General features: G+C 59.8%; 15 protein-coding genes. 8 read left to right on the forward strand and 7 right to left on the reverse strand.

The genetic code is table 11. The annotated features are described in order from the left end of the window. The first annotated feature begins 62 nt into the window (after positions 1–62). Positions 63–662, forward strand: coding sequence for an inner membrane-spanning protein YciB (locus PUT78_RS04985; RefSeq protein ID WP_274351069.1), 600 nt, complete (start codon positions 63–65; stop codon positions 660–662). Positions 663–766: 104 nt separating this feature from the next. Here PUT78_RS04985 and PUT78_RS04990 read toward each other — a convergent pair whose 3' ends face one another. The 6 genes from PUT78_RS04990 to PUT78_RS05015 all read right to left on the reverse strand — a co-directional run bounded on the left by PUT78_RS04990 (position 767) and on the right by PUT78_RS05015 (position 7,492). Continuing rightward, the gene (locus PUT78_RS04990) at positions 767–1,468 is read right to left on the reverse strand and encodes a glutathione S-transferase N-terminal domain-containing protein (protein WP_274351070.1); all 702 of its coding nucleotides are present in this window, start codon (positions 1,466–1,468) and stop codon (positions 767–769) included. 121 nt (positions 1,469–1,589) lie between these two features. After that, entirely contained in the window at positions 1,590–2,378 is a 789-nt protein-coding gene (locus PUT78_RS04995) for an FAD binding domain-containing protein (RefSeq protein ID WP_274351072.1), read from the reverse strand. Between the two features lie 14 nt (positions 2,379–2,392). Then, a complete protein-coding gene (locus PUT78_RS05000; protein WP_274351073.1) occupies positions 2,393–4,765 on the reverse strand; it encodes a xanthine dehydrogenase family protein molybdopterin-binding subunit in 2,373 nt (790 codons plus the stop codon). A 56-nt stretch (positions 4,766–4,821) separates the two neighbouring features. Continuing rightward, positions 4,822–5,307: a (2Fe-2S)-binding protein gene (locus PUT78_RS05005; RefSeq protein WP_274351074.1), complete on the reverse strand. Its 486-nt coding sequence runs from the start codon at positions 5,305–5,307 to the stop codon at positions 4,822–4,824. A gap of 194 nt (positions 5,308–5,501) precedes the next feature. After that, a complete protein-coding gene (locus PUT78_RS05010) occupies positions 5,502–6,506 on the reverse strand; it encodes a molybdopterin-binding protein (RefSeq protein WP_274351075.1) in 1,005 nt (334 codons plus the stop codon). After that, positions 6,503–7,492: an XdhC family protein gene (locus PUT78_RS05015; protein ID WP_274351077.1), complete on the reverse strand. Its 990-nt coding sequence runs from the start codon at positions 7,490–7,492 to the stop codon at positions 6,503–6,505. Before PUT78_RS05015 ends, PUT78_RS05010 begins: the two co-directional genes overlap by 4 nt. 154 nt (positions 7,493–7,646) lie before the next feature. Between PUT78_RS05015 and PUT78_RS05020 the strand changes: the two genes are divergently transcribed. Next, positions 7,647–8,405 (forward strand): glycerophosphodiester phosphodiesterase family protein, encoded by a 759-nt coding sequence (locus PUT78_RS05020; protein ID WP_274351078.1) that lies wholly within the window; start codon positions 7,647–7,649, stop codon positions 8,403–8,405. Positions 8,406–8,650: 245 nt separating this feature from the next. Here PUT78_RS05020 and trhA read toward each other — a convergent pair whose 3' ends face one another. Continuing rightward, positions 8,651–9,313 (reverse strand): PAQR family membrane homeostasis protein TrhA, encoded by a 663-nt coding sequence (gene trhA / locus PUT78_RS05025; protein WP_274351079.1) that lies wholly within the window; start codon positions 9,311–9,313, stop codon positions 8,651–8,653. Between the two features lie 172 nt (positions 9,314–9,485). Between trhA and PUT78_RS05030 the strand changes: the two genes are divergently transcribed. The 6 genes from PUT78_RS05030 (at position 9,486) to PUT78_RS05055 (ending at position 13,361) form a co-directional block, all read left to right on the forward strand. Beyond that, a complete protein-coding gene (locus tag PUT78_RS05030; protein WP_274351080.1) occupies positions 9,486–10,097 on the forward strand; it encodes a ribonuclease D in 612 nt (203 codons plus the stop codon). A 9-nt stretch (positions 10,098–10,106) separates the two neighbouring features. Then, positions 10,107–10,733 carry a hypothetical protein gene (locus PUT78_RS05035; protein ID WP_274351081.1) on the forward strand — a complete coding sequence of 209 codons (627 nt, stop codon included), beginning with the start codon at positions 10,107–10,109 and terminating at the stop codon, positions 10,731–10,733. A 31-nt stretch (positions 10,734–10,764) separates the two neighbouring features. Further along, a complete protein-coding gene (locus PUT78_RS05040; protein ID WP_274351082.1) occupies positions 10,765–11,250 on the forward strand; it encodes an LptA/OstA family protein in 486 nt (161 codons plus the stop codon). A 7-nt stretch (positions 11,251–11,257) separates the two neighbouring features. Beyond that, the gene (gene lptB, locus PUT78_RS05045; RefSeq protein WP_274351083.1) at positions 11,258–12,055 is read left to right on the forward strand and encodes an LPS export ABC transporter ATP-binding protein; all 798 of its coding nucleotides are present in this window, start codon (positions 11,258–11,260) and stop codon (positions 12,053–12,055) included. A 200-nt stretch (positions 12,056–12,255) separates the two neighbouring features. After that, positions 12,256–12,825 carry a ribosome hibernation-promoting factor, HPF/YfiA family gene (gene hpf / locus PUT78_RS05050; RefSeq protein ID WP_274351084.1) on the forward strand — a complete coding sequence of 190 codons (570 nt, stop codon included), beginning with the start codon at positions 12,256–12,258 and terminating at the stop codon, positions 12,823–12,825. 71 nt (positions 12,826–12,896) lie between these two features. Then, complete coding sequence (locus PUT78_RS05055; protein WP_274351085.1) at positions 12,897–13,361, forward strand: PTS sugar transporter subunit IIA; 465 nt, start codon at positions 12,897–12,899, stop codon at positions 13,359–13,361. Position 13,362 lies beyond the last annotated feature (1 nt).

Genomic DNA, 13,362 nt, shown 5'->3' on the forward strand with positions numbered 1-13,362 from the left:
CAGTGATAACAGCACCCGAACGGGGCCGGAAGTTGCCCTGCGCCTGAACACAGGAAATACACATGTCCGAAAAGCAGGTTTCACCCGCGACCAAACTCGCATTGGAATTCGGCCCGGTCTTTGCGTTCTTCGTGGGGTATATCACCACGCGCGGACAAAGCTACGTGATCGCTGGCACGGAATATGACGCCTTCATCCTGATGACAGCAGCGTTCATTCCCGTCATGGGAATTGCCACATTCGTGTTGTGGAAACTGTCGGGGCGGCTTAGCCGTTTGCAGCTTGTGACCCTGTTTATGGTGGTGGTGTTCGGCGGGCTAACGGTCTGGCTGAATGACGAACGTTTCTTCAAGATGAAGCCCACTGCCGTTTATTCGATATTTGCCATTCTGCTGGGCATTGGCCTGGCGCGTGGCCAAAGCTGGCTGGAACTGGTGATGGAAGGCGCGCTGCCGCTGACGCATGACGGCTGGATTGTACTGACCAAGCGGCTGGCGTTGATGTTTGCGGCCATGGCCATGGCCAATGAACTGGTCTGGCGCAGCATGTCCACCGACGCATGGGTCAATTTCCGCACGTTTGTTCTGCCATTCGCGCTGTTTGTGTTTTTCATGGCACAGGCAAAGGTGTTCGAGCGCTACAAGCCAGCCCCCGACAAGTAAGGGCGGGAATACGCGCGCCGGATCACGTTGTGCAAAACCGGAAACCGGTTTTGCACATCCCGAAGGTCTGAAAACAACAGAACAGAGCTTGCCGTGATGGCGCCCTAACCGCGCTTGCCGAAAAGCACTTTCTGTGCATCCCGGTCACTTTGTACATCGGACCGCTTGTCCTGCGCCAATACGCGGCCCTTCTGCACCGCGGCGCGCGCGCCGACCTCTTCCAGCCAGCGTGCAAGATGCGGCTTGTCGTCAAGCGTTTGCGCCTGCCCTTCCCACAACGAGGCCCAAGGCCAGATCGCCATATCCGCGATGGAATAGAAGTCACCCGCAACAAAACGGTTTCCCGACAGCTGCCGGTCCAACACACCATAAAGACGCGCGACTTCATTGCGGTAGCGGTCCTTGGCATAGGGCAGATCCTGGGGCGGTTCCAGCGATGGTGCGTATTTCAGGAAATGATGCGCCTGCCCGGCCATTGGCCCGACCCCGCCCATCTGCCACATCAGCCATTGATCCACGGCAACACGGTCGCGTTCGTTTTTGCCATAGAACCGACCGGTCTTGCGCGCCAGATATTGCAGGATCGCCCCCGATTCAAAGATCGAGATCGGCTTGCCATCCGGGCCATCGGGATCAACAATCGCGGGCATGCGGTTATTGGGCGCAATTTTCAAAAAATCCGGTTTGAACTGATCGCCAGCGCCAATATTGACGAAATGAACGTCATAGGGCAGATCCATTTCTTCCAGCGCAATTGAAATCTTCCAGCCATTCGGCGTGGGCCAGTAATACAGTGCGATACTCATAAGTTCTCCTGTCATTCTTCGTTGCTGCACAAGCTAAGCATTCCGCACGGAATTCCAAGGACCAAACGAAAAAGGGGGGCGCACGGCCCCCCCTTCATATTTGCACAGATATCTGGCCTTTTCAGCCTGCTGCGATAACGGCCCGCCGGGTCATCACCCCCACCAGATGCGCGCGATAGGCTGCGCTGCCATGCAGATCGGCAATCATCTCATCCGCCGGGCAGGACAGGCCCGCAATTGCATCAGGCGTGAAATCTGATGACAGCGCCGCTTCGGCCTCTGCCCAGCGGAACACGCCGTTTTCAGACGCCCCTGTCACCGCAACCCGCACACCGGATGCGTATTGCGCCACAAACACCCCGGTCAGGGCAAAGCGCGACGCCGGTTGCAGGAATTTCGCATAGGCCGAGGCTTGCGGGATCGAAAAGCGCACAGCGGTAATGATTTCACCCTCTTCAAGTGCGGTAGTGAACATGCCCTGAAAATAGTCATCCGCGGCGATTTCACGGGTATTGGTGACAATGGTGGCACCGGTCCCCAGGGCCGCCGCAGGGTAGCAGGCGGAGGGGTCGTTATTGGCCAGACTGCCCCCGATTGTACCACGGTTGCGCACTGCCGGATCCCCGATTTGCCCAGCAAGGGCTGCAAGGCCCGGAAAATCCGCCGCTGCCTGTTCCGCGACATCTGCATGGGTGGTGGCCGCACCGATGGTCAGCGTATCACCACTGCGCGACACCCCCTTCAGTTCGGCGATACCAGTCAGGCTGACCAGCGTTTCGGGCGCGTTCAGCCGCGCTTTCATGGACGGAATCAGCGTTTGCCCCCCTGACAGGGGTTGCGCATCCTCACCAGCCAGCGCGGCAACGGCTTCGGCCAGGGTGGATGGTTTCACCAGTTCGAAATTATACATGCGTATATCCTCCCTCAGCCGTTGATCGCGGCCCAGACACGCGCAGGTGTCAGGGGCATGTCGATATGGGTGACATGGGTGTGGCCTGCCCGGTGCAGCGCATCAATCGCGGCATTGACCACTGCCGGGGGTGACCCGATGGCACCTGCCTCGCCGCAGCCTTTCACCCCCAGCGGGTTATGCGTGCAAGGCGTGATGCAGCTATGGTCCACAGTGAAGCCGCGCACATCATCCGCGCGGGGCATGGTGTAATCCATGAAGCTGCCTGACAGAAGCTGCCCCTGATCATCATAGACGCAGTTTTCCATCAATGCCTGCCCGATACCCTGCACCAGACCGCCATGCACCTGCCCTTCGACAATCATCGGGTTGACGATATTGCCGAAATCATCCGCAGCGATGAAGCGCAGAATGTCGATCTTGCCGGTCTCGGGGTCCAGTTCAATTTCGCACCCATAAGCCCCCGATGGATAGGTAAAATTCGACGGGTCATAGAACGCGGTTTCTTCCAGCCCCGGTTCCAGTTCTTCCAGTGGGTAGTTATGCGGCACATAGGCCGCCAGCGTCACACCTGACCAGTCCACTGATTTATCGGTGCCCGCCACGCTGAATTTGCCATCCTTCAGTTCAATATCCTCTGGTGCGGCTTCCAGCAGGTGTGCGGCGATTTTCTTGGCCTTGTCGATGATCTTGTTCGTGGCTTTCACAATCGCGGACCCGCCGACCGCAAGGCTGCGTGACCCGTAAGTGCCCATCCCCATAGGTGTGTTGGACGTGTCGCCATGGTGAATTTCAATGCTGCTGGCATCCACTCCGATCATGTCGGCCACGACCTGCGCGAAAGTGGTTTCATGCCCCTGCCCGTGGCTGTGACTGCCGGTGTAGACAGAAATGGATCCAGTTGCATTCACACGCACCGAAGCGGATTCATAGAGCCCCGCACGCGCGCCCAACTGGCCCACAAGGTTCGAAGGGGCAATGCCGCAGGCTTCGATGTAATGGGCGATACCAAAGCCGCGCAGCTTGCCGCGCTTGGCACTTTCCGCGCGACGTTCTTCAAAGCCCGCGTAATCGGCCAGTTCCAGCATCTTGTCCATCGTGGCGTGGTAATTGCCGGTGTCATACACCACCGCAACCGGTGTCTGATACGGGAACTGATCCGCCGTGATGAAGTTCTGGCGCCGCAATTCAACCGGATCAACACCCAGTTCGCGCGCGGCCTTATCCACCAGCCGTTCAATCTGGAACGTGGCTTCTGGCCTGCCTGCGCCGCGATAGGCATCGACCGGCACGGTGTTGGTAAACACCGCCTTGACGTTCACATAGATCAGGGGCGTGCGGTAATTCCCGGCCATCAGCGTGCCATGCAGCCATGTGGGGATGGACGGCGCAAAGGTGGACAGATACGCCCCCATATTCGCGTAGGTTTCGGTGCGCAGCGCAGTGAAGTTGTGATCCGCATCCAGCGCCAGTTCGATTTTCGTGCGATGATCGCGGCCATGGGCATCGGAAATAAACGCCTCGGACCGTGACGATGTCCATTTCACCGGGCGTTTCAGCACCTTGGCCGCATAGGTGCAGAACGCTTCCTCGGCATAATGAAATATTTTCGACCCGAATCCGCCGCCCACATCCGGGGCCACGACCCGCAGCTTGTGTTCGGGGATATTCAGCACGAACGCCCCCATCAACAGCCGGATTACATGCGGGTTCTGGCTGGTGGTATAGAGGGTGTGACTGTCGCCCCATGGGTCATAATCGCCGACCGCCACGCGCGGTTCCATCGGGTTGGCAACAAGGCGGTTATTGGTCAGTTCCAGCGACACGACATGCGCAGCCGTTTCAAAAGCCGCATTCACGGCATCCTTGTTGTCTTCGACAAAGCCCCAGTCATAGCACAGGTTGCTGGTCAGATCGTCATGCACCTTTGGCGCACCATCGGCCAGCGCCGATTTCATGTCGATCACCGGTTCCAGTTCTTCGATATCCACCTCGATCGCTTCGGCAGCGTCGCGGGCCTGTTCATAGGTTTCCGCCACCACAGCGCAGATCGGGTCGCCCACATGGCGCACCTTGCCTTCGGCCAGGATCGGGTGTTTGGGTTCCTGCATCACCTGCCCGAACCGGTCCGTCACCTGCCAGCCACAGGGAAGGCCGCCAGCGCTTTCGAAATCCGCAGATGTAAAAACCTTCAGCACGCCATCCATCGCTTCTGCGGCGGATGTGTCAATGCCCCGGATGCGCCCATGCGCCACATCAGAACGCAGGAAGTGGACATGGGCCTGTCCGCGCAGGTTGATGTCGTCGGTATATTTGCCGTTCCCCGTCAGAAACCGCACATCCTCGCGCCGTTTGGTGCTGGCGCCAATGCCGTCATCTTTTGGCATTTCTTCCTCCTCAGGAAATCTGGTGACTGCGCATGCAACACATGCACCCAATGGGTTTATTCGGCGGCAAGCGCGCCTGCATCCTGCCCCGACGCGGCCATCACGGCGCGCACAATGTTCTGATAGCCAGTACAACGGCAGATATTGCCTTCCAGATAATGGCGCACTTCTTCTTCCGTGGGCGTGGGGTTTTCAGCCAGAAGCGCCGCCGTGGACATGACCATGCCGGGCGTGCAGAAGCCGCATTGCAACCCGTGATAATCCTGAAATGCCTGCTGGATGCGCCCAAGGCTGCCATCAGGATTGGCCATGCCTTCCACGGTTGTCACCTCGGCCCCTTCCAGATCACCGGCAAAGGCCGTGCAGGATTTCACTGCCTTGCCATCCACCAGCACCACGCAGGCGCCGCATTGGCTGGTGTCACATCCCACATGTGTGCCTGTCAGCCCCAGAAGATCGCGCAGATAGCTTGACAGCAGCGTGCGCCCCTCTGTCTCTGCGGACATCTGCCGTCCGTTCACGGTCATGGTTACCCTGGTCATATGGCTCCTCCCCAATCGTAGCTGAAAGGAAGTAAAGCACGGAAGCCGGAAGCTGCATATGCCACCTTTGGCTAATATGCTCGCTTGGTGGCTGGCCGTTCTATCTTGCGCAAAATACGCTCGGGGGTGTACTTGGCGCCAGCCCAGGATCGCGGCAGACAGCCCCCTTTCTGCTCGTGCAATATATCGCGCAGCTACGTGTTTTCACCATGGCGGCGCGGGCGCGGGCGGGTCGGTATTTCCTTCAGCAGACCACCAACCCCCATGCCCATGATATCCGCCGCAGTGACATCCAGCCCGCAGACCACCCGTTCCAGCACCCAGTCGGCCCCGTTCAGCGCAGGGCTTTTCGCACACCCCGGCAAGCCAATTACCGGACGTCCCCCAAGCTGGCCCAGAAACAGCAGATTGCCGGGATCAACAGGCATGCCGAAATGCACAACCTGCCCGCCCGCATGGCGCAGGGCTTCGGGGGCGGTATCATGCAGGTCCGATGTCGCAGAACCGGTCAGGATCAACACGATATCACCACTTGCCTGCGACAATGCCTGCGCCAGCGGGGCGATCTGATGCGCGACCATCACCGTATCCGTCAAGCGAACACCAAGCCGTTCCAGCCGCGCGCTAGTGACCTGCTGCCCTTTGCGCCCGTCCATACCGGGGTCCACCCATGTCTGAATCAGGCTGGCGCGACGCAGTACCGGCGGCAGAAGGCACAACCCGCCCTGCCCCGCATCGCTGGCCGCCGCAACCGCCGCGCGCGCCACGCCATAAGCGATGATCTTGACCGTGGCGACCATGCTACCCGGGTCCAGGCGCATGAAATCCCGCAGGGTTGCCACAGTAATGACGGGATCAACTGCGTTCAGTGCGTTGATGCGCGCGCCATCCACACGCAACACCCCCGGCCCCTGCGCAACAATATTCACCCGCCCGGTGCCCACGGGTTTCAGTGCCAGCCCCGCGCGCGCCGGGTCAGGCAACAGCGCCCGCGCAACGGCAAGGGCTGCGTCATCTTCATGCAGATCATCCGCATCCAGCCGTGCAACAGTGACAATCTCCAGCCCCGCCGCGCGCAGATTGCGGATGTCGTCAAACCCCAGCCGCGTGCCCTTGCGCAACCGCCCCGTTTCAAGCCCGATCGAATGCGCCAGAATGGCCCCTTCGGCCAGAGCAACCGGAATGGGGCCGAATTTCATTTCCGAGCCCCACGCAAGGCTTCGGTGATCTGCGCAAGTGTCGCCACAGCAATTTCCGCCGGACTTGCCGCGCCGATATTCAGCCCGACAGGGGCATGAATGCGCGCAAGCTGCACCCCGTCCAGCCCGGCGGCGCGCAGACGTTCAAGCCGTTTGGCATGGGTGCGCGTGGACCCCAGACAGCCCAGATAGAACACATCCGATTGCAGCGCGGCAATAATGGCCGGGTCGTCCAGTTTTGCATCATGTGTCAGCGTCACAACCGCGCTGCGCGCATCCAGCCCGATTGCGGCCAGCGCGTCATCGGGCCAGTCATGCACAATGGTTTCGTCGGGAAACCGCGCCTGCGCCCCGAAGGCTTCGCGCGGGTCCACCAGCAGCGGATCATAGCCCGCCAACCGCGCCATCGGCAACAACGCCTGCGCGATATGCACAGCCCCCACAACGATCAGGCGCAGCGGCGGGTTATGCAGTGTCACCATCTGCCCCGCGTCATTCAGCCCGGAACGATCTGCGCGGAACAGGTCGGCAAAACCACTGTCCTGCGGGCGGGCCAGCGCGCGGTCCCATGTCACCATATCCGTAACACTGGCCAACGGGCGCCGCGCGGCGCGGGCCATGACAATATCGCGCAGCATTACGGGCGACAGCGCCGGGGCGCTTTCAGCCACCGGTTCGACCAGAATGCGGATAGTGCCCCCGCAGGCCAGTCCCACCTCAAAGGCCGTATCATCGCTGACACCGAATTCCAGCACGCGCGGTATACCGTCGCGCAGGGCCTGCTGCGCTTCCAGCACAACGGCGCCTTCGACGCAGCCGCCGGAAACCGACCCCATGATGTCACCATCACCTGAAATCGCCAGTTGACTGCCCGCCTGACGTGGCGCGGACCCCCATGTCCTGACCACTGTGGCCAGCGCGGCGCCGCGCCCCTTCGAATGCCAGTCAAGGGCGATTTCGGGGATCTGATCGTGGCGATAGGTCATGTGTCCGGGCCTTGCATGTCGGAATATGGTCGCAGCATGGCACTGACCGGTAGTCTTGGCAAATATGTCCTTTCGGACAATATGGGGAAACACAGATCGCAGGATTCTGCGCGCGCCCCTCGACACTGGTAAAAAAACACGCAGAATGCAGCCCATGGCACGGTTAAGCACACATCCCTTTCTGTCCAGTCCCGGCGCGCGCGGGTTTGCCCATCGCGGCGGCGCATTGGAGGCCGAGGAAAACACCCTGCCCGCCTTTCGCCATGCTGTCGCGCTGGGCTACAGCCATGTGGAGTTGGACGTGCATGCCACCCGTGACGGGGTGGTTGTGGTCCATCATGATGCGGATCTGACGCGCCTGTTTGATGATCCGCGCACCATTGCCGCGAGCAGCTGGGCCGAACTGAAGCCGCTGCGCACCAAGGCAGGCGCAGGAATTCCGCGCCTTGAAACCGTGCTGGAGGAATTTCCCGACCTGTTCATCGCCATAGAAGCAAAGTCGCTGGAAGTGGTGGAACCTCTGGTCCGGCTTATCACCCGCATGAACGCGCTGGAGCGTGTCTGTATCGGGGCGTTTGATCCCGCGCGCACCAGTCTTGCACGCCGTCTGCTGGGGCCGGACCTGCTGTGGTCGCCCGCACATATGCAGGTGGCGCGGCTATGGGCATCGGGTTTCGGATTGCCGCTTGCACTGGATGATTTCGCAGTGGTTCAGATTCCGGTCAGCTGGCGCGGCATTCCGCTGGTCACGCCGCGTTTCTTGCGCGCGGCACATGCGCGCGGGGTGCATGTTCAGGTCTGGACCGTGAACGACGATACTCAGATGCGTACCCTGCTGGACTGGGGCGTCGACGGGCTGATGACCGACCGCCCGACCCTGCTGCAGGATGTACTGAACAATCACCGGCGCTGAGGGGTGATCCATGCACAAAGCCCGCGCCAGCGGTGGGCCGGGGTCTGCCGGTCCCACGTTATAGAAGTTCACTTTATGCAGGCGGCATACTCCCACATCATCGGCTTGGCATACCACCAGCGTAACCGGCAGGCCGCGGGACGGCCCACCGGTGGCGTGGGCCAGCCTGCGGCCTTTGCTCCGCGCCCTTTGGGAATTCAGCACGCGTTTCATTCAGAACGCAACCACCCGCGCGCTGATACGGATCACGCAGTCGCGCCCTGCACCACCAGAACCATGACCGCCGCGTAAAACAGGAATGACGCGGTCAGCACGAAAACATGCCAGATAGCATAGTGAAACCGCAGCCTTGTCCACAGATAGAACAGCACGCCCAGTGTATAGACCAGCCCGCCCGCAATAATCAGAACAACACTCGCCAGCGGCAGCGTTGCCAGCATTTGCGGCAGGATCATCACACCGACCCAGCCCATACCCAGATAAAGCACGAGTGCGGGCCAGTGAAACCGTTCCGGTGACAGGCATTTCAGCACGACACCGCATAATGCCGCCGCCCAAAGCCCCGCCATCAACCATACCCCCTGACCGGAGATCAGCGTAAAGGGTGTGTAAGTGCCTGCGATCTTGACATAAATTGCCGAATGATCCAGCCGCCGGAACAGCCAGTTCAACCCCGCACCCGGTGTCAGGTTATAAAGCGCCGAGGCACCGATCATCGCCATGAAGGCCAGCCCGTAAACCGCAACAGCAAGGAAGGTCCAGGGCCGGTCGCTGCCCTGGCTGTAAAACAACGCGGCACCAATCATAAGCGGCACCGCGACAAGCACGCCCACCAGTCCGACCACATGGATAGCAGCATCCATGCGTTGTTCGGCCGCAGTATAGTGGTGACGCTGGCGAAGCAGCATTCTGCTGTATCTGAGGGGACTCATGGGTACTATCATATAGCATTGCGAGCATCCGCAAAGCCCTGTTCATATCACGTAAGCATGACCTTACGGCGGGCGCGGCTGTCATATCACTTGATTTCCACGTCATTCCCGCCTAGCCCCACCTGAAAGACCTGCAAGGAATAGCCCGATGACCATTCACCTTTATGCCCATGACCTGCCGGATGATCTGATACTTGGTCCGGTGGTGGCGATTGATTGCGAATCAATGGGCCTGAACCCGTACCGGGACCGGTTATGCGTGGTACAGTTATCGGATGGAAACGGCGATGCGCATCTGATCAAGGTGGCGCGCGACATTCAGCCTGCACCCAATCTGATGCGCCTGCTGGGCGACCCCGATACGCTGAAGCTGTTTCATTTCGGGCGCTTCGACATTGCCCTTCTGCTGCACAGCTATGGTGTGGTGACCGCACCGGTCTATTGCACCAAGATCGCGTCGAAACTGGTGCGCACCTATACTGACCGCCACGGGCTGAAGAACCTTCTGTCGGAACTTCTGGGGGCAGATATTTCCAAGCAGCAGCAAAGTTCGGACTGGGGGGCGAACAAACTCAGCCCCGCGCAGCAGGAATATGCCGCCTCGGATGTGTTGTATCTGCACCGCCTGCGCGACGTGCTGAATACCATGCTGGAACGCGAAGGGCGCAGTGATCTGGCGCAGCGCTGTTTCGATTTCCTGCCCACCCGCGCCGAACTGGACCTGAAGGGCTGGCCGGAATTCGACATCTTCGCACATTAGGTTTTCCGCATGACGCCCCATAATATGGCAAACCTGCGATATGGTCTGGCGCTGACACTACGTCTGGTGCTGCCGCTGGGGGCGTTGGTGTTGTTATCCACCATCTTTCTGGTATCGCGCAGCCCTGATCCCAGTCAGGCAGTGGCGCTGGCGGATATTGATATTGATGAACTGACCCGCGAACCCCGCATCGGCACCGCACGCTTTGCCGCGGTCACGGCGCAGAACGCCGCCATCACCATCGCGGCGCGCACGGTTCGTTCGCCCGCAAACCCGCAACCGGGCGAACCGGTCACCCTGCTGCTGGATTATCCCGAAGGCTCTGCGCTGTTTACGGGCGACAGGCAGGTTGATTTCCGCGCCGACCATGGCGTGTTTGACCAGATGGCTGATACACTGACCATGACAGGTTCCGTCCGCATGCATGACGCCAGCGGATATGAAATTGGCATGGCCCGCTTGCAGGCACAACTGGACAGATCCCAGTTGGCAGGAACAGGCGGTATTTCGGGGCATGGGCCAGCTGGCGAAATCAGCGCGCAATCCCTGACAATTACACCGCTGAGCGGCACCGATGGCGGATATATGCTTGATTTCAGGGGTGATGTCAGGCTTCTATACACCCCGACAGACTGAAGGAGCGGGTACAGTGCGGCAATGCAGGATTATGGCTTTCGCCTTGGGGCTTGGACTGGCCCTGACAATGCATGCGCTGCCTGCTGCGGCTCAGGGAATGGGGCTGAGTTTCGCTGGATTGCAGAATGTGCGCGGCCTGCCTGTGGAAATCAAGGCCGACAATCTGCAGGTCAATAACCAGACCGGTGAAACCGTGTTCACCGGCGACGCCGTGCTGGGCCAGGGCGACATGCGCCTTGCTGCGCCGCAGATCAGGATCATCTATGCTGCGGCCGGTGATGGCAGTATCGAACGGCTGGAAGCATCGGGTGGCGTGACACTTGTTACCGCCGATGAAGCTGCGGAAGCGCAATCCGCAGTCTATGAGGTCGCTGCGGGGACCGTGCGTATGACGGGGTCTGTCCTGCTGACACAAGGCCGCAATGTTCTGTCCGGTGACAGCCTGTTTGTTGATCTGCGCACCGAACAAGGCCGCATGGAAGGGCAAGTGCGCACCCTGATCCAGACGGCACCCTGACCCCCTGATGACAGATTACCCGATATCCCGTAAGCCCGCCAGCCTGTCTGATTCCGCGCCCGACAGCGTGGTGGCCGCTGACCATAAGCTGGAGATCACACATCTTCAGAAACGCTATGGCAAGCGCGTCATCATCAGGGACGTGTCGCTGACGCTGCATCAGGGCGAAGTGGTTGCCCTGCTTGGCCCGAATGGTTGCGGCAAGACGACCTGCTTTTATTGCATCGCCGGCATCGTGAAGCACGAAAGCGGCACCGTCCATATTGACGGACAGGATGCAACCGGCCTGCCACTGTTCCGCCGCGCGCGGCTTGGTCTGGGGTATCTGCCGCAGGAAATGTCAATCTTTCGCGGGCTGAGTGTGGAGCAGAACATCATGTCGGTTCTGGAACTGCGCGAACCCGACAAGATAAAACGCCGCGACCGGCTGGAGAATCTGTTAAGCGAATTTTCAATCGAACATTTGCGCGAACAGCCAGCACTGGCCCTTTCGGGCGGCGAACGGCGGCGTGCGGAAATCGCGCGCGCGCTGGCCGCGAACCCGCGCTATGTGTTGCTGGATGAACCCTTTGCGGGCGTCGATCCGATTGCCGTGGGCGAGATTCGCACGCTGGTTGCGGACCTAAAAACCCGTGGGCTGGGCGTGCTGATAACCGACCATAACGTGCGCGAAACACTGGCAATCGTGGACCGCGCCTATATTCTGCATGACGGGCATGTACTGAAAAGTGGCACCCCCGCAGAGGTTGTGGCCGATGCGGATGTGCGCCGTGTCTATCTGGGGGCGGAGTTCCGGCTGGACTGAATGCGGTCACCCGCCGGTCGTTATCCAGACTTGATCGAAAGCATTGACAACGCGCCCTGATTAAGCGCCAAATGGGGAAAACAGGCATCGTGCCATGGCCTTGCACATCTTCCGATGTGGCGGGCGATGGCTGCGAAAAGCGCAAGAATTACCCCTGCGGGACAGGCCCCGCCTGCCCGCATTACAGCAAGGAGAGGCGCATGCGCTATCAGATCAGCGGCAGACAAATTGAAATCGGCGAGGCCCTTCAGACCCATGTGAAGGCCGAATTGGGGGAACTGGTCGAGAAATACCAGCAACGCCCGACCGAAGCGGTCGTCGTCTTTTCCAAGGATGCCCATCTGTTCGTATGCGAATCCACTTTTCACCTGTCCACCGGGCTGACAGCGCAGGCCAAAGCGCAGGCCACCGAAATTTATGCCGCGTTTGAGGCGTGCCGCGAAAAACTGGACAAGCAGTTGCGCCGCTACAAACGCCGGTTGAAGGACCATCACAAGGATCGCACAAGCCCTGTTGAATTTGCGGGCGCACCCTCTTATATCGTCGCATCAGACGAGGATGATAATGCGGCGGAAGCAGAATCGCTTCAGCCCGTCATCATTGCCGAGATGGAAACCCGCATTCCATCCTTATCCGCAGGGGAAGCCGTGATGCAGATGGAATTGTCGCATACCAGCGTTCTGGTCTTCCGCAATGAACGCCATGGCGGGCTGAATGTCGTGTATCGCCGCGAGGACGGCAATATCGGCTGGATCGATCCGCAGAACTAACCCCCGCATTCCGACAGCACCGCGCCTGACATTGCATTCAGGCGCGGCTATCCTATTGACGGAGCTATTATATGGACATGTCAACCCTGCTAGACCCCGGTGCCGTGCGTGCGCTTGGTTCCACGACCAGCAAGAAACGCCTGTTGCAAACCCTGGGTGATGTCGCCGAAGGCATCTACGGGCTTGACGCTGATCTGGCGATAGAAGCCTTGCAGGAACGCGAAAGCCTGGGTCCGACAGGTGTGGGACATGGTGTTGCCCTGCCCCATGCCCGCATGGAAGGGCTGGACCGTGTTGTGGGGGTATTCCTGCGGTTGGGAAAACCACTGGATTATGCATCCGTTGACAAGGTGCCTGTGGATCTGGTTTTCGCGCTGTTCGCACCAAGATCGGCAGGCGTTGAACACCTGAAAGCGCTGGCCTATGTCTCGCGCACGCTGCGAAATCCTGATATCTGCAACAAATTGCGATCAAATGACGACACGTCGAAGCTGTTCGAAATTCTGAACAGCGAGCGCTCCATCAAGGCCGCCTGAT

Origin of the sequence: Roseinatronobacter alkalisoli (genome assembly GCF_028745735.1) — a bacterium.
Lineage (GTDB): Bacteria > Pseudomonadota > Alphaproteobacteria > Rhodobacterales > Rhodobacteraceae > Roseinatronobacter > Roseinatronobacter alkalisoli.